Raw genomic sequence first — 21357 nt, forward strand, 5'->3', positions numbered from 1 at the left:
TTATCCTCTATATTGTACGGTTAAGCCTCTTAGGAATTTTCGAGCAAAATTCTCTTTGCACGGTTTGTAATTTTTATGGCCTTTTTTTCGTAATAAAGCACCTAATTCTGCTTTAGATACACGTATTCCACCGTCATCAAATACTTCTAACATCTCTTCACTTGTTAGGGATAAAGCGATTTTCACTTTCTTTAATAAGACGTTATACATATTTTGATTGCTCTGAACCGGCGCTGGAGGTGCTTGCCCTGATTTAGGATCTTGTTTTCCTCTTTTAAAGGTAATAAAACCGTTTAAAAAAGAATCTAACATACTGTTCGTGCACGGTATATGATCGTCCGCATGAACTGCATCCTCGTCTTCTTCATCCGGTGTTCTCGTAAGGATTTTTAATACGTCTTCTTTTGTTACGTCTACTCCGCCAAGAGTAAAGATCTCTACCATTTCTGTATTTTTTAAATCTAAGGCATATCGTAATCTAATTAAAATATCGTTATTATCCATTCTTGCTCCTCCTATAACTTGCTTGCTGTATGTAAAAATTATGACTGCCACAATCTGAACGGACTTGGTCAATATCAGTACAATGATAGTAACAGGTTCTGCTGGAATTCTAAGTTATTCCATTCATTTCTACAAACATATAACTTCTCATATTTATCAGCCTTCGTCAACTCTTGAAAAAGAACGATTTGCTCATATTATGTCCGAACAGACACTTTGCCATAACAAAAATTAGGAGGTGCAGTCTGCTAAAGGAAGGAGAGGCAGCTTTATTTTTTAAGAAGAGATAGGACAATTTTTGAAGTTAGCGGATCTCTGTGTGCTGCTAGAATGATATACCCTACTAAATAAATAGTTTTACATATTTATTTAGTATCCAAATAGGAGTATGATAGTAGTAAAAAAAGAAAGAGGTCAACAGATGAATTCAACATACTCACCAAGAGAATCAACCAAAATCAAAGCTTTATCCATGCATGCGCTTTTTATCGCACTGACGTTTGTAGCGACAATGTTTATCAACATAAAGCTTCCAATCATGGGTAACGGAGGTCTCATCCATTTAGGCAACGTTCCTCTTTTTATAGCGGCCTTTATTTACGGTAAAAAAACAGGAGCCATCGCCGGCGCTTTTGGAATGGGGTTATTCGATCTGATCTCGGGCTGGACAGCATGGGCACCGTTTACGTTTATTATTGTAGGGGCTATGGGCTTTTTAGCAGGTCTTATCTCTGAAAAAGCACCTGGTAAAAGAGCACTTGTCAACACACTGGCAGTTGTTGCTGCGCTGATTGTGAAAATCGTGGGCTACTATTTTGCCGAAGTGATTCTTTACGGTAACTGGATCCTTCCGCTTGGCTCTATACCAGGCAATGTGATGCAAGTTGTTATCGCCGGTATCATTGTCGTTCCGCTTGTAGGGCGCTTAAAGAACAGAGCGGTACAAATTTAATCCGTCAATCGTAAGTCGTTTTACCATTATCCTATCCTTAAGTGATATACTTGATAGATATTCATCAAGTGAAAGGAGCGGAAAACACCATGAAATATCTAAAATCACAGATGAAGCAGCTCATTAAAGACAATCAGGAACTGCAAGGTAAGCTGAATGGACTGATGAAAGAGCACAGCCTTGAAAAAAACTTTGCTCTTAAAGCTCTCTACCATGCAGAAGTGGCTGAAGGCGGGAAATATCAGCTTGCTTATCAAGCATTAGACGCACCGAAAAAGTAATGGCCTTGTTGCTCATTCGTATATTTCTTCATAATAAAAAGGCAGCCGAATCGCGTATTTGGCTGCTTTTTTTAGCAAATAGAATGACGCACAATCATCTTGGTGTTTGTACAACTTCTTTTGAACTGCTTAACTCTAGATAAATAGGGTATGTAAAAATTAAAGATAGCTATCGTTCTAATCATATAAGAAAAGAGGAAAATAGCGATGACCGTATCTGCTTTAGAACAAGCAAAAGTAGAATTACCGAATGGAGAAACAGTAAATTACCGAATGAAAAAAGGCGGAAAAGAGGTGCTTTTGTTAATTCACGGAAACATGAATTCTTCCCTTAACTGGGATGTGTTAATGAACGAACTGCCAGAACACATCACAGCTTATGCCATCGACCTAAGAGGGTTTGGAGACTCCACTTATCATACACCTATCCACACAATCAAAGACTTATCAGATGATGTCAAACTGTTTGCAGATGCTTTAAAGTTGTCTGCTTTTACAATAAGCGGGTGGTCATTAGGAGGAGCAGTTGCTATGCAATATGTGATTGATCATCCGAATGATGCCAAAAATTTAATCCTATTAAGCTCCGTCAACATCAAAGGCTATCCCATTCCAAGAAGAACGTTTCTAGAACTGCCTATTCCTAACAATTTTATACAAACCAAAGAAGAAGTAAAAGAAGCATTTAGAATGGTAGAAAACGCGAAAGAAACAAAAAACACATGGTTTTTAAAAATGATGCTGCGTCAATTTTTATATACAAAAAATAAGCCGTCTGCTGATCAATTTGAAAAGTATTTAGAAGGAACGATCAAGCAGCGCAACTTAATTGATATCAATTACGCACTCATGAGATTTAACATTTCAAACGATTTTAACGGGGTTGTTCAAGGAACAGGAGAGGTGGAAAAAATCACGATTCCTACTATGGTTATTCAAGGAGATGAAGATAAGATGGTTTCAACAAGAGATGCATCTGACATCGCAAAAGGCATAGGGGAAAATGCAACGTTAAAAATCATGAAAGGTGTAGGCCACTGCCCGTTGTTAGATGATTTAAGCAGTTTAATGGACTTATACAACGCTAAGTTAAGCAGGGCTTAGGAAAATTGCCATTCTCCTTAGTAACAGAAGTTTTATTATTGCTAGATGCAGCATGTTCTAAATTAACATTAAGAAAAGAAAGCTGTTTTTTGAGGAAGCTGACAATTAGTAAAGAAAATAAGCAAAAAAACGTAAGGTCTTTTGAAGGTGCTTACGTTTTTTATTGATGCCACTTATCATATTGAATGCTGCTTTTCAAAATAAAGAAACAGATTGGTAATCCATTTTGATAGCACTATCACCCCGAGATAAAATACAAATAAATAACCGTAAGTAGCCCATTCATGCAGCTGGAAAAAGCCGATCCCTGTTAATAATGGTTTGAAAATAAAAGCAAAAAATAAACAAAGAGCCGTTGCATATAAATAATAATTTTTATGATGGTTGATCGTCCATTGATAGAGAAGCATAAAAGCAACGGGAATAAGCGAAGCATCTAGGCTAAAGCTTACGGGTATGATTGTGTTGATTTGGTAAGGATACGTCCACAGCCCGTTATAAACTCCAGCGGTGTCACTATAGTGAAACCAAACGTGCACGTTAAATCCATAAAACCCTAAGTGAAAGGCTTTTTTTCGATCAATAAAAAAATAGAGAATGACTAAAGGTAAAATAAAAGCGCCCAAGGTCACCCAAAACTGCCAAGAGCCTGGAGTGGAGTAGTGATGCCAATATTCAGCCCACGTTTTGGAGAGATCTTCCTGTATACTATGTATTTTTTCAAGATATTCCTTTTGATTGGTTGTCAACGTGATCCATCCTTTTTAAGTAAGAAAAGTTTTTTATTTTTAAACTGCCCTTTTCTTAAGGTTTGGATACCTTTCCCTGTTGAGTTGTTTGTATTTTTCTGCACGTAAAACGATGTATGTATTCGGTTTTATCTGCATGCTTACGTCGATTTTGCTGCTCGGAGAGGCCGTTTATCAGCTAATTATCTAAAAAGCAGTTAAAGTAACTGCTTTTTTCCATTTTTATGAAACTTTTAGCGCGTTTTTTACGTATAAAAGGTATCAATAAAATAGTAGCAACAAGGAGTGATTTTTTGTCTGAAGAAAAGAAAAAGACAGATTATCTAGGGGTAGGATTAGGTTTAGGTGTTGCAATGGGGGCTTCTCTTGGAATGTTGATGGATAATATCGGGTTTGGTATTGCGATTGGGACATCATTAGGCGTTGTTTTTGGAACGACGATGAATCAAAGAAACAAAAAAGAATAAAGTTCAGAAGAAAGGAGTGCAGAATGAAATATTTTGACGAAGCAAAAGAACTATGGTTAAACTATGTTCCGAGAAATGGGCAGTCGGATATCGTAGAAGGCGAGGTCATCCGAGCCATTGAAAAGCTTCGCTGTGAAGCTCAAGGCAACGGAAATGCCAATTGGGACGGCGGATTTGAGATGCTAGTGCTATATATACTAGACGTATTAAATGACCCGGACGTATTCAGCGCAGCTATGTTAGCCGAAATAAAAGCCGATGTTCACATCTTGTTCACTTCGGCAGAAGATCCGTACTTAGAAGACGACGTATACGATCGTTTAACCGACCGCGTCATTGAGTGGCATATAGCCAAAGGCGGACCTATCAAACGAGAAAGAAATCCTCAATTGTATAGATAAACGTGAGAAATGAGCTGTTTTAAACAAGCTCTTCTTTTTTGAGTTCCGGGAGCTTTATTTAGCCAACAGCTATCTAATTGCATCATGTGCTAAATAAATACATGTAAAAAATCGGCGGTTTACATCGCACCAGTGTAGCATAAACTTCTTAAAAAATCGATTCATAAATGGTTAAATGTTTGCTGACCTCCATAAAAAGTTCATAACTGACGCTGTTGCAAACGCGTATAGTATTATATCTTTTACTAAATAAGAGATAAAGGAGAAGCGCCGATGTATATTCCAAAGTATTTTAAAGTGAATGATGAACAAATCATGTATGATTTTATTGAAGATAATGGATTCGCCACTTTGTTTTCGTATCATAACGAAAAGCCTTATGCTACTCATTTGCCCCTGATGTTAAACCGGAAAGAAAAAGCTTTATACGGACATTTTGCTCGTCCGAATCAGCAGTGGAAAGATGCTGAAAATCAAGATATTTTGATTGTGTTTCAAGGGCCTCACTGCTATATTTCACCGTCTTGGTATGAAACGAATCAAGCTGTACCAACATGGAATTATGAAGCTGTTCACGTGTATGGAACGATGAAAATGATTGAAGAACCAGCAGAACTGCTTGGGCTGCTGAGGAAGATGGTGGAGAAATATGAAAGTCCGAGCAGTACATATACACTAAATGACGTTGATCCTGCTTATATGAATGGTTTAAGTAAAGGAATCGTTGGATTTAAAATCGATATCACTAAAATGGAAGGCAAACAAAAGATAAGTCAAAATCATTCAGCAGAGAGACAGCAGCTAGTTATAGAAAAATTAGAGCAGACGTCGCGTGAAAATGAAAAGAAAATTGCAGCCCTGATGGAACAAAATGTGCAGCGCGCGCTTAAAAAGTAAGGGCTAGTTAAAAGAATGATCTATTCGGTAGCTTAAATCCAAAAAGAAACTGAATATGTTTTTAGTTTCTTTTTTTATGTCCACAGTACTTTTCTTGTTATTGACAAACAGGCTGTATATCCTTTAAAATTATCTTTAATTAAAGATAATTAAATTAAAGATAATTTTAGCGTGAGTTAAAAAATTTATATATTATGAAAAGAGGCGGATCAGATGGAATTGTTAGGGTTGCATCATGTATCTATTCTGACGGGGAAAGCTGAGAAAAACTATCAGTTTTTCACTAAAGTTTTAGGCATGCGATTAGTAAAAAAAACGGTGAATCAAGATAACACTCAGTCTTACCACTTATTTTATGCAGATGGAGAAGGGACCCCAGGAACGGAAGTAACGTTTTTTGATATTCCAGGGCTTGCAAGAACACATGAAGGTGCATCTGACATTTCGACTGTGTCGCTTCGCGTTAAAAGTACGGATTCTCTACACTTTTGGAAAGAACGCTTCGAGCAGCACGGAGTGGAATATGAAGAAATAGCTAAACGAGCTAATCGTGATACATTAGCATTTAAAGATTACGAAGGTACACGTTTGCTTCTTGTCGCGGACAACGGTGAAAAAGGTGTAAGAGCAGGCGTGCCGTGGAAGCGCGAAGACATTCCGTTAGAACATGCGATCATCGGCTTAGGACCGGTCACGCTAACGGTGGGCACGGCAGAACCAACAGTCGGTGTACTAACAAACATTATGGGATTTCGCTATGTAGGTTCTTATCCATCTTTTGCAGAAAATCAAAAGGATATTTTGGTTTATGCAACGGGTGAAGGCGGAAGCGGAGCCGAAGTTCATATTGAAACGAGACCCGATTTGCCGAAAGTTCGCTTAGGGCGCGGTGGCGTTCATCACGTTGCCTTCCGTGTGCCAAATGAAGAAGAATACAATAAGTGGGCAACTCGATTAAATGAAAACAGTCTGCCGAATTCCGGTAAAGTAGAGCGATACTATTTTAAAGCACTTTATTTCAGAGAACCAAACGGCATTTTATTTGAATTATCAACGGACACACCTGGATTTGCGACCGATGAACCGCTTGAAACGATGGGTCAAACATTAGCGCTGCCGCCATTTTTAGAGCCGAAGCGCAAAGAAATTGAAGAGAAGCTGAGACCTCTAGATTTGGACGAAACGCTATAAGGTTTGCAGCGATTAAGACATGAAAAAACTCCAGTATTTATACTGGAGTTTTTTAGGTTAACAATCATCGTGATGGAAACCGAAACCACATGCACCAATAATAATGAGTAAAATAAACAGTACGATGATAATGGCAAAACCATTACCTCTGTGGCAAGGAACGCTATATCCACATTCCATATATCCATAGTCCGGCATTGTATATCCGCAGTGTGGAATCATATGGTCATAAGCAGGAGCAGCATAGCCGTGGTGAGCCATAGCAGGTGAGAACGGCATATTTTCATTAGAACTAAAAGGTGCGTTTACGTTATTATGCATTTTAATATCTTCCCTTCATTTATAAAACTTTTATAAAGCTTTGATAACTTATTCATATGTTCGAAGGTCCTCATATGAAGCTTATTCACAGCCCAATTATGGTTGATTAACTATATTTTATGGTGAATGGAAATGTGGAACTTAGTTTTACAATGCTTGTGGCCTTATAAGTTATGTCAGAAGGGAAGGGGGTTACCTGTTCTAAATTTTATACCGCTGTTTCTAGAACGGGTTATGAGGAACGTTTTGATTTTCTTAATTCTATATCGTATACGTACCCAAGCTTTCGATGGTTCATAACATCTTCAGGGGTTGTATTCCAAGGATACATCGGATCTCTAAAGTTTTGACCAAACGGCCCGTTTTTCATCGGCAGATAGTTTTGATTGCGGTGAACAATTTGCCATACAGCCCAAATACGATCCACATTTGCGTGGTGTAAAAAGAAGACAGGATCATTCGGAGCAGTAGGGACAATGCCCATCTGTCCGCCAACCCAACGGTGTACACGATTGTGAAGCTGCGGCCCGTTAATAAATCCTTCAAGCTGATTACGAAAGCTGTTTTGGCTGGTCATATCCCAAGGCGGCGTATCATATTGAGTTATTTTTAAAGCTTTGAGAACATCATCTCGAGTAGGGAGTGTAGGTGCCTCTTTCGTTGCGCCCAAATTACGTTTTAACCCTCCGGAAGGATTTCCTTGTTCATCGATCGTCGTCCAGCGCCCAGCTGCAAATGGCCCGGTATCGACGATAAAATCCTTTTTGGGATTTCCGTTTCCGCCCATAAAATCTGCGTTCCAAATTGCTGATTGTGATGGATCCTGCAGCTGTGCATCCGTTTCCCATTCCCAATAAGGAAGGGTTACTTCTGGATTGATCGACTGGAGGTCACGTTCGAATCGCAAAAGGTATTCACGATGCCACGGCAAAAAAGCAGAACTCATATGTGCTGCATTTCGATCGCTGCCCGGAGGAGTATGAAATTTACCTGCTGCACCATGCCAGGCTACATAGCGGTCATATATTCCTTTTTCCTTTAGTATTAGCACGGCACGAATAAAATCTCTTTTTTCGGTGTCTGTAAGATGTAATACGTTTTTTCTGACTTTATATTTGTTACTCATTTTTAAACCTCTTTCTTAAAAAAGAAGCAAAGGACTGTTTCTTTTTTATATTTAGAATATGTCCAAGATGTAAAAGTGCTACTGTCATATCTCCAAAATTTAACAGTCTAAAGTTGGGTTTTTTACATATCAAATAGACTTTAAATCAATTATTAACTTTCTAGAGCTGTAGATAATGAGAAGAGGTATAATGAAAAAAAGCAGGCGTGGGCCTGCTTTTTCATTGTATATATTAGGGTTAATGACCTATTGGATACATGGTCGTTACACTGTAGTCGTAGTCTTTGCCTCTGTAGTCGGTATACACAACTCTAACTTCTTGGTTTAAAGAACTAATATATTTTTCTTTAACGTAATTGCCAGATTTATTATTGGTGCCGTCTTCACCTTCGTTAATGACTTTTTCGGCAATAGACATGGCTTGTTTTTCATTTAAATACTTGCTGAATTGGCTTTTACCATGGTAATTGTCCGCTCCTGGTTTTTGCATATGCGCGACAATGTGGCAATATCCGTATTTATCATTTCCTTCTTGTAAGACAAGCTCTTTGCCGGTAAATAACCTGTCGCTTTGAGTCTCTGCAGAGCATTCGTTGCTTGATGTAGTGTCCGATGTACTCCCCGATGTACTGCTGGATGTGCTGCTTGAATTTTCATGCTGCTGAATGAGGGAAATAGGCGAATTGTTGGTAAATACAGCGATGAGAGCAATCACAAGTGCTACAATGGTGTATAGTATTTTGCTGTTTTTTAAAAAATCCATTCCTTTATGCGTCTCCTTTTTGAATCAACGTTAAAATCAAATCAACTTTCTTTTCTAGCTGATCGATTAAGTTTTGTTTTACTTGTTCTGATTGTAATAAAGCGCTTCTTAGTTCGTCCATATCTTTTTGCATATACGCACGGTTTTCTTTTTCTTGCTGCAGCTCTTTTTGAAGAGCGTGTATCGTGGACAGCAATTCTTTATCTTGGCTCATTTCTGCGTTCACCGCCTCTGTATTGATAAAAAGCAACGTATGCCCACTATATAAAATACCACTATCTCTGCTGTAAATCGACTATTTGGATAGGAAATGAGCCCTCCCGGGTGAGGTTTTAGCAGGATATTGCTAGTTGAGAGGAGAATAGTATGGTTTACCGTAGATAGATAAGCTGCGCAGAAAAGAGGGAAGAAAATGTTTCCGGAATTAGAGACAAAACGGCTGATATTAAGAAAAATTGTAGAAAATGATGCGGGCGAGATTTTAGAATGCTTTTCTGATGAAGACGTGCTGCGCTATTACGGGCAAAAATCTTTAGAATCGATTGACCAAGTGAAAGGGATCATTGAGAATTTTTCCAAAGGCTACGAAGAAAAGCAGTTGATTAAATGGGGGATTCAGCTAAAAGGAAACGAAAAGCTGATTGGCACAATAGGGTTTCAAGAGTGGTCTTCAGAGCATAAAAAAGCAAATATAAGCTATGCTCTTTTTCCAGAGCACTGGAACAAAGGATACGCAACGGAAGCCGTTCATGAAGCGATTTCTTATGGCTTCCACGAACTTCAATACAATCGCATAGGAGCGATTGTATTTACGCAAAATAGCGGATCTATCGCTTTGTTAAGCAAAGTAGGATTTAAAAAAGAAGGGACGTTAAGAGAGTACCTATATCAAAACAATATCCCGTTTGATACATATGTTTATTCGCTGCTGCGCGGGGAAGCAAAGATATAATTGTAAGCACAAAAAAAGGAACATGGGGAGATGTTCCTTTTTTTTTGTGCTTATATTTGTTATTAGAACGTACGTGCAGCTTCTTTAGCGCGAGCAATACCGTCTTCTTTAATTTCTTGTGCTTTATCTGGCATTGCAGCCTGTCCTTCTACAAATAGGCTTCCGATAGAAGGAACCCCAAAGAAGTTCATCATAATGCGCATATAGCGGTGACCCATTTCTAGTTCACCAGCAGGGCCGCGAGAGTAGATACCGCCGTTTGCTTGAATATGATACGCTTTTTTATCTGTTAATAGACCTACAGAACCTTCTGCTGTATATTTAAATGATTTTCCAGCTACTGCTACAGCATCTAAGTATGCTTTCATCACTGGAGGGAATGAGAAGTTCCACATTGGTGTAACAAATACATATTTGTCCGCTTGAGCAAATTGGTCACTTAACTCGTTTAGGCGAGCAACTTTGCGCTGTTCTTCAGAAGTAAGTGTATCAAATTCTGCGCCGCTTCCAAGTTTGCCCCATCCGCTGAATACATCGCCGTCGATGTGAGGGATATGCTCTTGATATAAGTTAACGTGAACAATCTCATCCGCTGGGTTTACTTCTTTATACTCATTAATAAATGCATCTCCCGCAGCCATACTGAATGATTGCGTAGCATCGTTAGGGTTTGCTGTAATATATAATACTTTTGCCATAATTCTTTTCACCTTTCTGTTTTCAATATATAAATGTTGTTTTATGAATTAAAGATAATATGTTCGAAAACATCTACTACGTTATTAATAGTAACTTACGTAACAAATTTAGTCAAAGGTTTTTTATTGGGTTTTATCATGTTCACAAACATTTTTAAGAGTATTACGCTTTTGGATTTTATGGCTGAATCCTTTAAAAATAAGGGTTTTTTCAGGTTGAAGTGTGATTTTAAACGTTATTTATCTAGAGGAACTATCTTTTTTTGAAGGTGGATAATTAAAAAACGAAAAAGAAAAATTATATATTTTTGTTTCATGCGTTATTAATAGTAACAAAAAATAACAGCGTTTAACCGTTTGTTTAACATATATTTTTAGCGCAAAACGAGACAGAAAGAGAGGAATATTTCAAGGGAAATATAATGTAGCGAAGAGGAAAGAAAAGAAAAAGACCCCGGTCAGCTTCGAGGTCTTTTTGATTCTTATTGAATTTAAAACGTTTTGGCCATTGAATGTGCTTTTTGGAGTGCTTTTTCTTTAATTTGCGGAATTTGATCCGGGAATTTTACTTGCCCTTCAATAATAATGCTTTCAAACGCTTCAATACCAAAGAAGTCCATCATGATTTCTAAATAGCGGTGGCCCATTTCTCTTGCCATTTCTGGGCCTTCTGAATACACGTCTCCGCGGGACTGAATGTGAATTGCTTTTTTTCCTTTAAGCAATCCCTGAGCGCCTTCTTTTGTATATGTAAAGGTTTTACCTGACACGGTAATCGCATCGATGTACGTTTTCATGATCGCAGGAACGGAAAAATTCCACATTGGCGTGACAAAAATATATTTGTCAGCAAGTACGAACTGTCCGCCTAGTTCGGCTAACCGTCCCACTTTTAATCGTTCATCCGTTGATAAATCCTGGATGGAGGAGTGAGAACGAAGCTTTTTCCATCCGTTAAATACGTCTGCATCTAAGTATGGAATATCTGCTTGATATAAATCTAAATGAACCACATCATCTTCTGGATGTGTTTGCTTATACACGTCAATAAATTCTTTCCCTACAGCCATGCTAAGCGATTCGTCTTCAGCTAAAGGGTGTGCAGTAATATAGAGAACATTTGCCATGATGCTCATCCTTTCTATGGAGTAGTTTTATTAATCTTGGACCCAGCTTTCTGCCCACTGGCTAATCGGTCCTAGTATTTTACCTAACTCTGTTCCTTTTTGAGTCAGCGAATATTCAGAACGAATAGGGCGGTCGGGAATGACATTTCGGACAACGATTCCGTGGTCTTCAAGCTCTTTAATCCGTTCTGTCAACAGCCTTCTGCTTAAAGCTGGTATACTTTCATTTAATTCACTAAAGCGTTTAGGACCGCTCATAAGCACATAGATGATTAATCCTGTCCACTTCTTGCCAATCAGTTCGAAACTTTTTTCTACTTTAGGTTGAATATCTTTTGGTTCGTCCATATTACGTATCCTCCTTCAAACAATATGGATGAAAAATAACTTATGCATTTATTGTAACAGAAAAAGCGTAAAAACATGTGGAAACTTTGGGTGAAGCAGGGTGAAATGAATAAATTCACTAATGTTTGTACCTTGCCTTTTGTTTTATAAAAACTTTTCACACATAGGCTTGTCACAACATATGATGTACAAATTCTCTTTAAGAAAAGGTGGTATGGTCATGGCAGGAGTTATTAACATCTGTAACACGAGAATTAATGGTATGGCAAGAAATGGATCGATGAATTTTGGAGAAGTTCTTCACAACGGACACACAGCGGATGTTAAATCTGTTGGAATCAACTCAACCTATGGAGACATTTCAGCTGCTTGTGCGCGAATGAAAAATACAAATATGGATGCAGATATATTTGATCAAACGGCTGTTGCAAATATTGATGGGGTATATGGAAATCAGCTATAAAAGGAAGCTGCTTATAACACATGAAGTTGTAAGCAGCTTTTTTATACTGAGAAGTAGAACACTTATTTATGATAAGAGAATATGTTTCTAATTCAATAGAACGATCTACTAAAGTTCCCGAATCTATTATATACGCCTTTTCCAAAAAAAATTATATATTGTACAAGCACCCGGTCATTTATTGAATAGTATATAGAGGAAAAACAAAGAAAGGATGATTAAAATAGAATTATATGATTCCTATTACAACCGTTCCGATGGAAAATACTATATTAAAAAGAAAAAAAAGAGTCCAAATCCCTTAAAAGAGACCAAAAATAAAATAAATAAAGCAGACCATTCATTATATAGTATGAGTATAAAAAATAATCACAAACATCCTATTAAAGTTAGTATCATTATGCCTACGTATAATAAATATCATCAAACCTCTCTCTCGCTTTATAGTTTATCAAAACAAACGTTTCCTCAAGCTGAGTATGAAGTCATTTTAGTGGATGATGCTTCTTCTGATGATACGCCCAATATTTTTAAAGAAGCTGATGTCCCGTTCAAATTTAAGTATATCCGCATGAAACAAAATAAAGGACGCTCCTCTGTTCGCAATATAGGAATTAATCATGCTGAAGGGAATCTTTTAATCTTTTTAGATGGAGAAATGCTAGCGCCGCCTTCTTTTATTAAAAATCATTATAAACATCATATGCACGAATCAAATCTCGTGGTTACCGGTGCCATGCATTATGAAGGAGTCTACACATTTATTATGCCAGACTATAATGAAGATCAAATGGCCCACTTAAAAGAACTAGTCGGTAGGGATCCTGAGTATAGAAGATCGTATGAAAACTATGAACAGACGAAGTGGCATTCAAACGTTCCTTATCCTCTTGTAACAAAAGAAGACATTGATACAAACCGTTTTCAACGTTTATCATTTCCTAATCGCTATTTCCTTAACAGCGGGCTAAAACATTTCGGTGAGCGACTTGAAGGGTTTACACTACCTTATATTGCATTTTTAAGTGGAAATGTATCAGTAAGAAAAGAGAACTTAAAAAAATCCGGTCTTTTTGATGAAACGTTTGTTGGCTATGGGGCAGAAGACTGGGAGCTTGGATATCGTTTGTATAAAAATGGTGCACAATTTGTTTTAGATCCCTCAACAGTTGCTTATCATCAGGAACATGGGATATCGAAGCGAAAAGTGAAAGAACAGTGGGGAAATCACTATCGCTTCGTTAAAAAACATCCCAATATAGACGTTCTTATCCTCTCTCTTGAATGGAAAGAGCTTCCGTTTATGCATATGCATAGAACATTAGTTGAATATAAAGCGCTGGAGCAGCGTTTTCCTGATGAATATAAGGAATTTAAACATGCTTTTCGCGTCATGCTGTATAGAATCATTGAATATTTAAATAGTGGACAGCCCGTGACGAAACTTTACGATCTCCCAGGAGGATCAGATGAAAGAATAAAAATTATTCAGCAGTTCGAAACACTGCGCCCTCGCGGATTTGACTACTTGGCGAGTTCTTTTGAACAAATCTATTACCTATAGCGCTATTACATGCAGAAAAAGATATAACATCATCTCTTAAAAATTGTCTCGTCGTAAAAGCCCCTCAGCTTACACCCACAAATTGAGGGGTATATTTCTATATCTATTTTATATAAGGGGAGAAAACATGAATCAAAATTCACCAAAGTACGTTGCGTTAACGTTTGATGATGGCCCCTCAGCTTACACGGCTGCAGTTTTAAAAGTTCTAAAAAGATATCATGTACGTGCGACCTTTTTTGTCGTTGGTTCGGAAGTAGAAAGATTTCCAAAGCTGATCCAACGTATTCATAGAGAAAAGCACGTAATTGGAAATCACACGTGGAGTCATCCTGATATTACAACTCTTTCTAAGCATGAGTTGTGGAAAGAAATCATTTCTACAAATGCTCAAATAGAGAAAATCATCGGTTATTCTCCCAAGCTGTTTCGTCCACCTTACAGTTCGATAAATGATACAGCTCTTGCTGCCATTAAGGAATTGGGAATGACGTCTGTTCTATGGAATATAGATAGCCAGGATTGGCGTGAAAAAGATCCACTGGCCATATACAAACATACGATTAAAAATCTACAAGAAAAGAATCTTATTGTCATGCACGATGGGGATCGGTATGGCAGCGGAGCGCGGGACCAAATTGTTGCTTCATTGCCGAAAATCATTAAGTATTTAATAAAGAACGACTATCAATTTGTAACGGTTCCTGAATTTCACCGAGTCGCATACAAGATTGAAGGTTGGTCTTAAGTAGAAAAAGGAATGGTTCTTAGCCATTCCTTTTTTAGATGTATGAAATAAGATAAAATGGATAAGGATTACATGTACTAGATTATAGAAAGACTAGATAGAGAATCGTGTTTGAGAAATGAGGAGTTTGCGATGAGAGTAGTATAAAAGTATTTCAACTTATAGAGAGAGTGATCGTTAAAACATGTGGTCATCATAAATAAAATTGGCAAAAAATGAATCTTTTTAGGGTATGATTCGTACTAGTAAATAGATACATAATTTTGATGAAGAAAAGAGGTAATACATTGAGAAACAAAGGTTTGATCGCTACGATTGTTGTGTTAGTGCTTATTGTAATTTACGGAATAAGCTCTTACAATGGCCTCGTTAGCGCAGAGGAAGATGTAGATAATAAATTTTCCCAAGTGGATAACCAACTAAAAAGACGATCTGATTTAATTCCTAACTTAGTGGAAACGGTAAAAGGCTACGCTAAGCATGAACAGGAAGCAATTGATTCAGTCACTCAGGCAAGAGCGCAGCTAGCGGGAGCGAAAACGCCTGAAGATAAAGCTGATGCAGATCAGCAATTAAGCGGCGCGTTAAATCGCCTGCTTGTAGTGGTTGAAAAGTACCCAGACTTAAAAGCGAACGAAAACTTCAGAAGCTTAATGGACAGCTTAGAAGGGACAGAAAACCGACTCGCTGTAGCCCGTAAAGACTATAACGATGAAGTTGCGAAATACAATAAATCCGTTAAGAGATTTCCTAAAAGCATGTTAGCGGGTACGTTCGGCTTTGAAAAAAAGTCATATTTTGAAGTAACAAATGAAGAAAAAGAAGCGCCGAAAGTTGATTTTGGGAGCGATAAGTGATGAAATTTCTTGCTTCGTTTGCTTTATTATTATCTCTTTTATGTAATACCGCAAGCGTTGCTTTTGCTGCACCTGATATCCCAAATCCGGTAGGCGATATTTACGTTCAAGATTTTGCTCATCTGTTAAATGACCAGGAAAAAGCGGATTTCAATCAAATGGGCAGAAAGTTAGATGATGAAACGAAAGCTCAAGTAGCGATTCTGACCGTGAATTCATTAGGTGATTCGGATGTAGAAGAGTACGCAAATGAAGCGTTTCGAAAGTACAAACTCGGTGATAAAAAGCTGAACAATGGCGTTCTTATTTTGCTCGCTAAAAAAGAACAAAAAATCCGAATCGAAGTAGGGTATGGGTTAGAAGGAGCTATCACCGATATCAAATCTGGAGAAATCATTGACTCTTATGCTATTCCTAACTTAAAAAACGGCAAATACGATACGGCGCTAGAAAGCACATACAAAGCTGTTTATAACCAAGTCGTAAAAGAGTATGATTTAGGAACAGATTTTGAACAAAAAGTGCCAAAAGCAGCCCCTCCTTCTGATAGCGGTGTTCATTTCACAACGCTTCAAACGCTGCTGATTGCAGCTGTTATTGTGGGCTTGCTTATCCTTGACTTTGTCTTTTTTAAAGGAGCCATCACTCAATTTCTGCTAAACTTCCTTGTCATGTTTGGAGGAAGAGGCGGCGGAGGTGGCGGCAGTGGAAGCGGTCCTCGCGGAGGGGGAGGCGGCAGCTCCGGAGGCGGCGGAGCGAGCCGAGGCTGGTAAAAAGATAAGAGTTAAAAGAAGCTGAGATAAAATTAGGTTAGTTGAAAGAAAATCCGAACGTGATGGATTCTTGATTGAGAATCCAACGCGTTCGGATTTTTTGTTTGGATGGTGAACATAGCTTTCATATCTTCATTCAGTTCCTTCTAGCAGTTGATTGGAGGGCGAGGCGAAGACTCCTGCGGGGAAAGGCTCACCGGCCGCGTCATGAGCGGTTCAGCTCATGTATTCTATTTGTACTCATTTAGATGAAATAATTAGGGGTATCTCAACCTCTTTTTTGCGTTGTGTGCCTATATCTTAAAAAATAGATTTTTTCCATTGTATAAGCATAATTAGAAAAATTAAGGGAACTAAGAAAAAAGTTAGAGATTTACAAATAAAAAGGAAGGTTTTATATGAATACATTTAGATGGATAGCTGCAAGGAAACAGCTTTCTCCTCGCGCGTTTAAAGATGAGTTAACTAGTCAAATCTGGTTTAGTCCCTTAATTTATGCTTTCTTTTCTGTTCTTTTAGCTGCACTGACGCTGTTTCTTGACTATTATTGCAAAGTAGGAGAGAAGGTCCCTTCATTTTTTTCAATCAACATGGATTTAACGAATACGTTAGTGAGTACGATTATGCCCGGGATTTTATCGATTACCACATTTACCTTTAATTTAATGCTTGTTGTGTTTACATCATTTGCAGCTCAGTTTTCTCCTCGCGTGTTAAAAAACTTTGCTTCTTCTAAGTCTACTCAGCGAATTTTAGGTATTTTTATAGGAAGTTTTTTGTATACACTTTTTGTCTTTCTATTTTTAAACAGCTCTCAAGTAGACGGATATTTTGCGATTCCCTTTGTGACGACAGCCCTTTCTGTTTTTAGTGCGGGCACGTTTGTCTACTTCATTAATCATTCTGTTAAGTGGCTGCAAGTAAATCATATGACTCAATCGATGAAAACAGCGTCCATAAAAGCGATTAAGACAACGATTCGCGAGGAACTGGAGATTCATCGAACGCAGTCTAGTCATAGCGAACAATTTTCCTTTCCAGAAGGAGAGAAAAAGCCGGTATGTATTCAAACATCTGGCTATATTCAAACGTTGAACTACAGCCAATTGATTCACTGTGCCAAAGAGCATAATTTAGTGATAAAAATGGAGCGTGAAGTAGGGGATTATGTGCTCAGCGGAACCGTATTGTTTTATTATTGGCATAGAGATTCGACAGAGCACGATGAAATGGATTGCACCGTCTTTCACCAATATATCCATGTAGGGAAATCCCAGACTGATATTCAAGACACGACGTATATTATTACCAAGTTTGTGGAGATGGCGATTAAATCACTAGGAAATGATGACTTCAAAACGGCAGTTAACTCCATTCACCAAATTAGCGATATTCTTCGGGAAATTTGTGCCGCGAGTCAATTTTCTTCTTACTTAGTTGATGATAAAGGCGTGATACGAATGGTGATCCCTGACAAAAAGTTTGAGGACTTTTTATATGATGGATTTGCGAATATCCGGCACTATGCGAGACGGAATATTATCATTACGATGGAGCTGCTCAAAACGCTTGGAAATCTCGCTGAGGCCATTGGGCCAGCTTATTATGACGACATCTGGGAGTTCGCCGTATACATTTCTAAAGGCTTTGAAGAAGAGTATTTATTTGTTCAAGATAAAAAATATTTTTTACATATTCTTTGCGATTTAGCGGTTTCCACAAAAAAAGAAGAGCAGTATGAACAAATCGCCAAACAAATGAAAGAATAAAAAAAGCCGAAGTCAGACGCTGACTTCGGCTTTTTCTTTATTTATTTGAACGTTTTAAGATGCTTTTAGCATGTGAAAATGTATCAAAGCTTGCTTTTCCGTGATACGCACCCATTCCGCTGTCACCAACGCCGCCAAATGGAAGGTAGTGAGATGTCATATGGTTAATTGTATCGTTAATAGAACCGCCGCCAAATGACACGCTGTTTAAAATGTGATCTTGAACAGCTTCATCTTCAGAGAAAAGATAAAGTGCTAATGGTTTTGGACGTTTGACGATTGCTTGGATTACTTCTGAGATTTCATCGTATACGATGACTGGAAGAATTGGTCCAAAGATTTCATCTTGCATCACATCATCTTCCCATGAGATGTTGTCAAGAACAGTTGGTTCAATAAACAGACGAGAACGATCCGTTTTGCCTCCAAAAACGATATCTCCGTTTGTTAAGAAGCTGCTAAGACGATCAAAATGCTTTTCGCTCACTACGTGAGGGAAGTCTAGGTTTTGTGAAACATCTTCACCGTATGTGTTTGTTACGACTGCTTTTAGGTTAGCTAGCAGCTCGTCTTTTACATTTCGCTGAACAAGAATGTAGTCTGGCGCTACGCAAGTTTGACCAGCATTTGCAAATTTACCACGCGCAATGCGTTTAGCTGCTTCTTCAATATTAGCATCTTCGTGTACAATTGTAGGACTTTTTCCGCCTAGTTCTAGCGTAACAGGCGTTAAATGTTTAGCTGCAGCTTCTGCTACAATTTTGCCGACCATTGTACTTCCTGTAAAGAAGATGTAATCAAAGTTTTCTTTTAGTAAAGCCGTGCTTGTTTCCACTTCACCTTCGACTACAGTCAAGTATTCTTCAGGAAAGTTTTCATTAAACATCTTAGCAAGAAGGCTTGACGTATGAGGTGTTAATTCAGAAGGTTTTAACACCACGCAGTTACCTGCAGCAATCGCGCCTACTACCGGTGAGACAGCAAGTTGGAACGGATAGTTCCAAGGTGCAATCACTAGAGCTAAACCGTATGGATCTTGATAAATGTAGCTTTTTGCTCCAGCGTGAGTAGATGGTGTTTCTACTTCTTTTGGCGATGCCCATTCTGCAAGATTCTCAACTGCAAAGTCGATTTCGCTTAGCACAAGACCAACTTCTGCACGTTTTGCTTCCATTTCTGGTTTGTTAAGGTCAGCTTTTACTGCTTTTAAAATGTCCTCTTCATGACGCACCACAAGTTCTCTTAATTTTTTTAGCGTTTCGATACGGAACGCAACGTCTTTTGTTTTACCGCTGTTGAAGAATGAAAGCTGTTTTTTTGTAAGTTCTTGATAGTTATTCATCAGAAAGTCTCCTTTTACTTCACATTTTTAGCTCTTTACTTATTGAATAGAACTAGCTGCTTATTTCCAAGTCGTAACCGTATTGACCGGTAAACGGTAAGAAGCATGGCCTTCGCTTGCTGCTTTTCCGATTGAGATAAGCATAATTGGAAGATAACGTTCTTTATCTAGACCGAATGCTTCTGCAATTAAGTGTTTTTCGTATCCGCCAATTGGATTTGTATCATACCCGTGAGCACGAGCAACAAGCATAAGCTGCATAGATACAAGACCTGAATCGATCAGCACGATGTCTTTCATATCTGCTTTTGGCATGTTTTCGTAAATCGGCTTAAAGAAATTTAGCTGCTGTTCTTTAATGTCTTGAGGCATATAGCCAAGCTCTACGGCCTTGCCGAAAATCTCATCTGCATATTCAACGTTATTCATATCACCAAACACGGCAATAACAGCTGAAGATGTATGAACTTGTTCACTGTTAAATTTCGCAAGTTCAGCTAGCTTTTCTTTTCCTTCCGGCGTTTCAATTACAACAAAGCGCCACGGCTGCATATTAACAGAAGAAGGAGCGCGCATAGCTTCTGTAAGAATTTCCTCCATTTCCTCACGGCTAATTTTTATTGAAGGATCATATTTTTTAATTGAACGACGTTTTAAAGCAATTTCGTTAAAGTCTTTTGTAGTCATAGTCATTATTCCTTTCTTTTTAGGCGTTAAACATATTTATTGTCATTTCCATATTTTTGATTGTGGACAATTGTTTGACATATCAATAATTGATACATCAACAATATAATACATTGATTTAAGAATTGCAAGGGAAAAAGTTTAAACTTTTGAAGTGGTGTGAATTGGAAGTGTGAAGAATCATTCTCCAGTGAACAAACAACTATAAAGAGAGTAAGGAAAAAAGAAATGATAAAAATGATCAAACAAAAAGTTTGACTACTTTATTTCTCTTGGTTACGATAAGTAACGAAAAGAAACAAAAGTGAATTTGTTACTTTTTAAATGAATGACAGTTTGAGAAAGAAGAGATAGAAAAATGTTTATTCTCTTTTTAAAACTTAAACTGTATCTATAATTAATACAGTATAACAAGACATATCACGCAGGAAAAGTAGGAGGACTTCAAGATGTATACAGATTTAAAAGGTAAAGTAGTAGTTGTAACAGGTGGATCAAAAGGATTGGGTCGCGCAATGGCCGTTCGTTTTGGTCAAGAGCAGTCAAAAGTAGTTGTAAACTACCGCAGCAATGAAGACGAAGCGCTAGAAGTGAAAAAAGAAATTGAACAAGCTGGCGGTCAAGCAATTATTGTTCGAGGCGACGTAACAAAAGAAGAAGACGTTGTGAACCTTGTAGAGACAGCTGTTAAAGAATTTGGCACATTAGACGTTATGATTAATAATGCTGGTGTTGAAAACCCGGTTCCTTCTCATGAATTATCATTAGAAAACTGGAATCAAGTAATCGACACAAACTTAACGGGCGCGTTTTTAGGCAGCCGCGAAGCGATTAAATATTTTGTGGAAAATGATATCAAAGGAAACGTTATTAACATGTCTAGCGTTCACGAAATGATTCCTTGGCCATTATTTGTTCACTATGCAGCAAGTAAAGGCGGCATGAAGCTAATGACAGAAACATTGGCTCTTGAATATGCACCAAAAGGAATCCGCGTGAATAACATTGGACCTGGGGCAATTGATACACCAATTAACGCTGAAAAATTCGCTGATCCAGAACAGCGTGCAGACGTAGAAAGTATGATTCCAATGGGCTACATCGGTAACCCGGAAGAAATCGCGTCAGTTGCAGCATTCTTAGCATCATCACAAGCAAGCTATGTAACAGGTATTACATTATTTGCGGATGGCGGTATGACAAAATATCCTTCTTTCCAAGCGGGAAGAGGTTAATAAATAGAACTGAAAAAAAAAGACCTCGGAATATTCCG

At 38.0% G+C, this 21357-nt stretch carries 26 protein-coding genes; 15 read left to right on the forward strand and 11 right to left on the reverse strand.

All coding sequences use genetic code 11. The features are described from left to right. Positions 1-504, reverse strand: coding sequence for a YehS family protein (locus tag ACXAE4_RS10715; protein WP_028414616.1), 504 nt, complete (start codon positions 502-504; stop codon positions 1-3). Positions 505-925: 421 nt separating this feature from the next. On the opposite strand from ACXAE4_RS10715, the gene ACXAE4_RS10720 reads away from it, so the two are divergent. The 3 genes from ACXAE4_RS10720 to phaZ all read left to right on the forward strand — a co-directional run bounded on the left by ACXAE4_RS10720 (position 926) and on the right by phaZ (position 2841). Beyond that, on the forward strand, positions 926-1456 hold the full coding sequence (locus ACXAE4_RS10720; protein ID WP_028414615.1) for an ECF transporter S component: 531 nt from the start codon (positions 926-928) through the stop codon (positions 1454-1456). 89 nt (positions 1457-1545) lie between these two features. Further along, the gene (locus tag ACXAE4_RS10725) at positions 1546-1737 is read left to right on the forward strand and encodes a hypothetical protein (protein WP_013058089.1); all 192 of its coding nucleotides are present in this window, start codon (positions 1546-1548) and stop codon (positions 1735-1737) included. Positions 1738-1944: 207 nt separating this feature from the next. Further along, a complete protein-coding gene (gene phaZ, locus ACXAE4_RS10730) occupies positions 1945-2841 on the forward strand; it encodes an intracellular short-chain-length polyhydroxyalkanoate depolymerase (protein WP_028414614.1) in 897 nt (298 codons plus the stop codon). 176 nt (positions 2842-3017) lie between these two features. On the opposite strand, the gene ACXAE4_RS10735 is transcribed toward phaZ, so the two are convergent. Further along, the gene (locus ACXAE4_RS10735) at positions 3018-3590 is read right to left on the reverse strand and encodes a CBO0543 family protein (RefSeq protein WP_028414613.1); all 573 of its coding nucleotides are present in this window, start codon (positions 3588-3590) and stop codon (positions 3018-3020) included. A 293-nt stretch (positions 3591-3883) separates the two neighbouring features. On the opposite strand from ACXAE4_RS10735, the gene ACXAE4_RS10740 reads away from it, so the two are divergent. The 4 genes from ACXAE4_RS10740 (at position 3884) to ACXAE4_RS10755 (ending at position 6546) form a co-directional block, all read left to right on the forward strand. After that, a complete protein-coding gene (locus tag ACXAE4_RS10740; protein WP_167387325.1) occupies positions 3884-4057 on the forward strand; it encodes a glycine zipper domain-containing protein in 174 nt (57 codons plus the stop codon). A 23-nt stretch (positions 4058-4080) separates the two neighbouring features. After that, positions 4081-4458 (forward strand): hypothetical protein, encoded by a 378-nt coding sequence (locus ACXAE4_RS10745; RefSeq protein ID WP_098999213.1) that lies wholly within the window; start codon positions 4081-4083, stop codon positions 4456-4458. A gap of 273 nt (positions 4459-4731) precedes the next feature. After that, on the forward strand, positions 4732-5355 hold the full coding sequence (locus tag ACXAE4_RS10750; RefSeq protein WP_228307347.1) for an FMN-binding negative transcriptional regulator: 624 nt from the start codon (positions 4732-4734) through the stop codon (positions 5353-5355). 213 nt (positions 5356-5568) lie between these two features. Then, on the forward strand, positions 5569-6546 hold the full coding sequence (locus tag ACXAE4_RS10755) for a ring-cleaving dioxygenase (protein WP_028414610.1): 978 nt from the start codon (positions 5569-5571) through the stop codon (positions 6544-6546). Between the two features lie 57 nt (positions 6547-6603). On the opposite strand, the gene ACXAE4_RS10760 is transcribed toward ACXAE4_RS10755, so the two are convergent. The 4 genes from ACXAE4_RS10760 to ACXAE4_RS10775 all read right to left on the reverse strand — a co-directional run bounded on the left by ACXAE4_RS10760 (position 6604) and on the right by ACXAE4_RS10775 (position 8970). Continuing rightward, a complete protein-coding gene (locus ACXAE4_RS10760) occupies positions 6604-6807 on the reverse strand; it encodes a YjcZ family sporulation protein (protein WP_375164330.1) in 204 nt (67 codons plus the stop codon). Between the two features lie 292 nt (positions 6808-7099). Beyond that, positions 7100-7993, reverse strand: coding sequence for a tyrosinase family protein (locus tag ACXAE4_RS10765; protein WP_205664244.1), 894 nt, complete (start codon positions 7991-7993; stop codon positions 7100-7102). A gap of 238 nt (positions 7994-8231) precedes the next feature. Beyond that, positions 8232-8756 (reverse strand): hypothetical protein, encoded by a 525-nt coding sequence (locus ACXAE4_RS10770; RefSeq protein ID WP_028414607.1) that lies wholly within the window; start codon positions 8754-8756, stop codon positions 8232-8234. 4 nt (positions 8757-8760) lie between these two features. Beyond that, positions 8761-8970: a hypothetical protein gene (locus tag ACXAE4_RS10775; RefSeq protein WP_028414606.1), complete on the reverse strand. Its 210-nt coding sequence runs from the start codon at positions 8968-8970 to the stop codon at positions 8761-8763. A 198-nt stretch (positions 8971-9168) separates the two neighbouring features. Between ACXAE4_RS10775 and ACXAE4_RS10780 the strand changes: the two genes are divergently transcribed. Next, positions 9169-9708 carry a GNAT family N-acetyltransferase gene (locus ACXAE4_RS10780; RefSeq protein WP_028414605.1) on the forward strand — a complete coding sequence of 180 codons (540 nt, stop codon included), beginning with the start codon at positions 9169-9171 and terminating at the stop codon, positions 9706-9708. A gap of 62 nt (positions 9709-9770) precedes the next feature. Here the strand turns inward: ACXAE4_RS10780 and ACXAE4_RS10785 are convergent, their stop codons facing one another. From ACXAE4_RS10785 to ACXAE4_RS10795, 3 genes are all read right to left on the reverse strand, one after another. Next, entirely contained in the window at positions 9771-10406 is a 636-nt protein-coding gene (locus ACXAE4_RS10785) for an FMN-dependent NADH-azoreductase (RefSeq protein ID WP_028414604.1), read from the reverse strand. A gap of 491 nt (positions 10407-10897) precedes the next feature. Beyond that, positions 10898-11533 carry an FMN-dependent NADH-azoreductase gene (locus ACXAE4_RS10790; protein ID WP_028414603.1) on the reverse strand — a complete coding sequence of 212 codons (636 nt, stop codon included), beginning with the start codon at positions 11531-11533 and terminating at the stop codon, positions 10898-10900. A gap of 30 nt (positions 11534-11563) precedes the next feature. Continuing rightward, complete coding sequence (locus tag ACXAE4_RS10795; protein ID WP_013058076.1) at positions 11564-11881, reverse strand: winged helix-turn-helix transcriptional regulator; 318 nt, start codon at positions 11879-11881, stop codon at positions 11564-11566. A 220-nt stretch (positions 11882-12101) separates the two neighbouring features. Here ACXAE4_RS10795 and ACXAE4_RS10800 point away from each other — a divergent pair, with 220 nt between their 5' ends. The 6 genes from ACXAE4_RS10800 (at position 12102) to ACXAE4_RS10825 (ending at position 18055) form a co-directional block, all read left to right on the forward strand. Beyond that, positions 12102-12344, forward strand: coding sequence for a spore germination protein (locus ACXAE4_RS10800; protein WP_013084095.1), 243 nt, complete (start codon positions 12102-12104; stop codon positions 12342-12344). 214 nt (positions 12345-12558) lie between these two features. After that, positions 12559-13908: a glycosyltransferase family 2 protein gene (locus tag ACXAE4_RS10805; RefSeq protein WP_028414602.1), complete on the forward strand. Its 1350-nt coding sequence runs from the start codon at positions 12559-12561 to the stop codon at positions 13906-13908. Positions 13909-14035: 127 nt separating this feature from the next. Next, positions 14036-14656 (forward strand): polysaccharide deacetylase family protein, encoded by a 621-nt coding sequence (locus ACXAE4_RS10810; RefSeq protein ID WP_475236009.1) that lies wholly within the window; start codon positions 14036-14038, stop codon positions 14654-14656. 287 nt (positions 14657-14943) lie between these two features. After that, positions 14944-15513, forward strand: coding sequence for a LemA family protein (locus ACXAE4_RS10815; protein WP_028414600.1), 570 nt, complete (start codon positions 14944-14946; stop codon positions 15511-15513). Beyond that, positions 15513-16286 carry a TPM domain-containing protein gene (locus ACXAE4_RS10820; protein WP_228307345.1) on the forward strand — a complete coding sequence of 258 codons (774 nt, stop codon included), beginning with the start codon at positions 15513-15515 and terminating at the stop codon, positions 16284-16286. The genes ACXAE4_RS10815 and ACXAE4_RS10820 overlap by 1 nt, the downstream gene beginning before the upstream one ends. A 398-nt stretch (positions 16287-16684) precedes the next feature. Beyond that, the gene (locus tag ACXAE4_RS10825; RefSeq protein ID WP_047750403.1) at positions 16685-18055 is read left to right on the forward strand and encodes a DUF2254 domain-containing protein; all 1371 of its coding nucleotides are present in this window, start codon (positions 16685-16687) and stop codon (positions 18053-18055) included. A gap of 37 nt (positions 18056-18092) precedes the next feature. Here the strand turns inward: ACXAE4_RS10825 and ACXAE4_RS10830 are convergent, their stop codons facing one another. Both ACXAE4_RS10830 and ACXAE4_RS10835 read right to left on the reverse strand, forming a co-directional pair. Continuing rightward, positions 18093-19397 (reverse strand): aldehyde dehydrogenase, encoded by a 1305-nt coding sequence (locus tag ACXAE4_RS10830; protein ID WP_028414597.1) that lies wholly within the window; start codon positions 19395-19397, stop codon positions 18093-18095. Between the two features lie 60 nt (positions 19398-19457). Then, positions 19458-20084 (reverse strand): nitroreductase family protein, encoded by a 627-nt coding sequence (locus ACXAE4_RS10835; protein WP_081732904.1) that lies wholly within the window; start codon positions 20082-20084, stop codon positions 19458-19460. Positions 20085-20533: 449 nt separating this feature from the next. On the opposite strand from ACXAE4_RS10835, the gene gdh reads away from it, so the two are divergent. Beyond that, positions 20534-21319 (forward strand): glucose 1-dehydrogenase, encoded by a 786-nt coding sequence (gene gdh, locus ACXAE4_RS10840; protein WP_028414595.1) that lies wholly within the window; start codon positions 20534-20536, stop codon positions 21317-21319. Positions 21320-21357 lie beyond the last annotated feature (38 nt).

It is taken from the genome of Priestia sp. ABM2_011, from assembly GCF_056158845.1.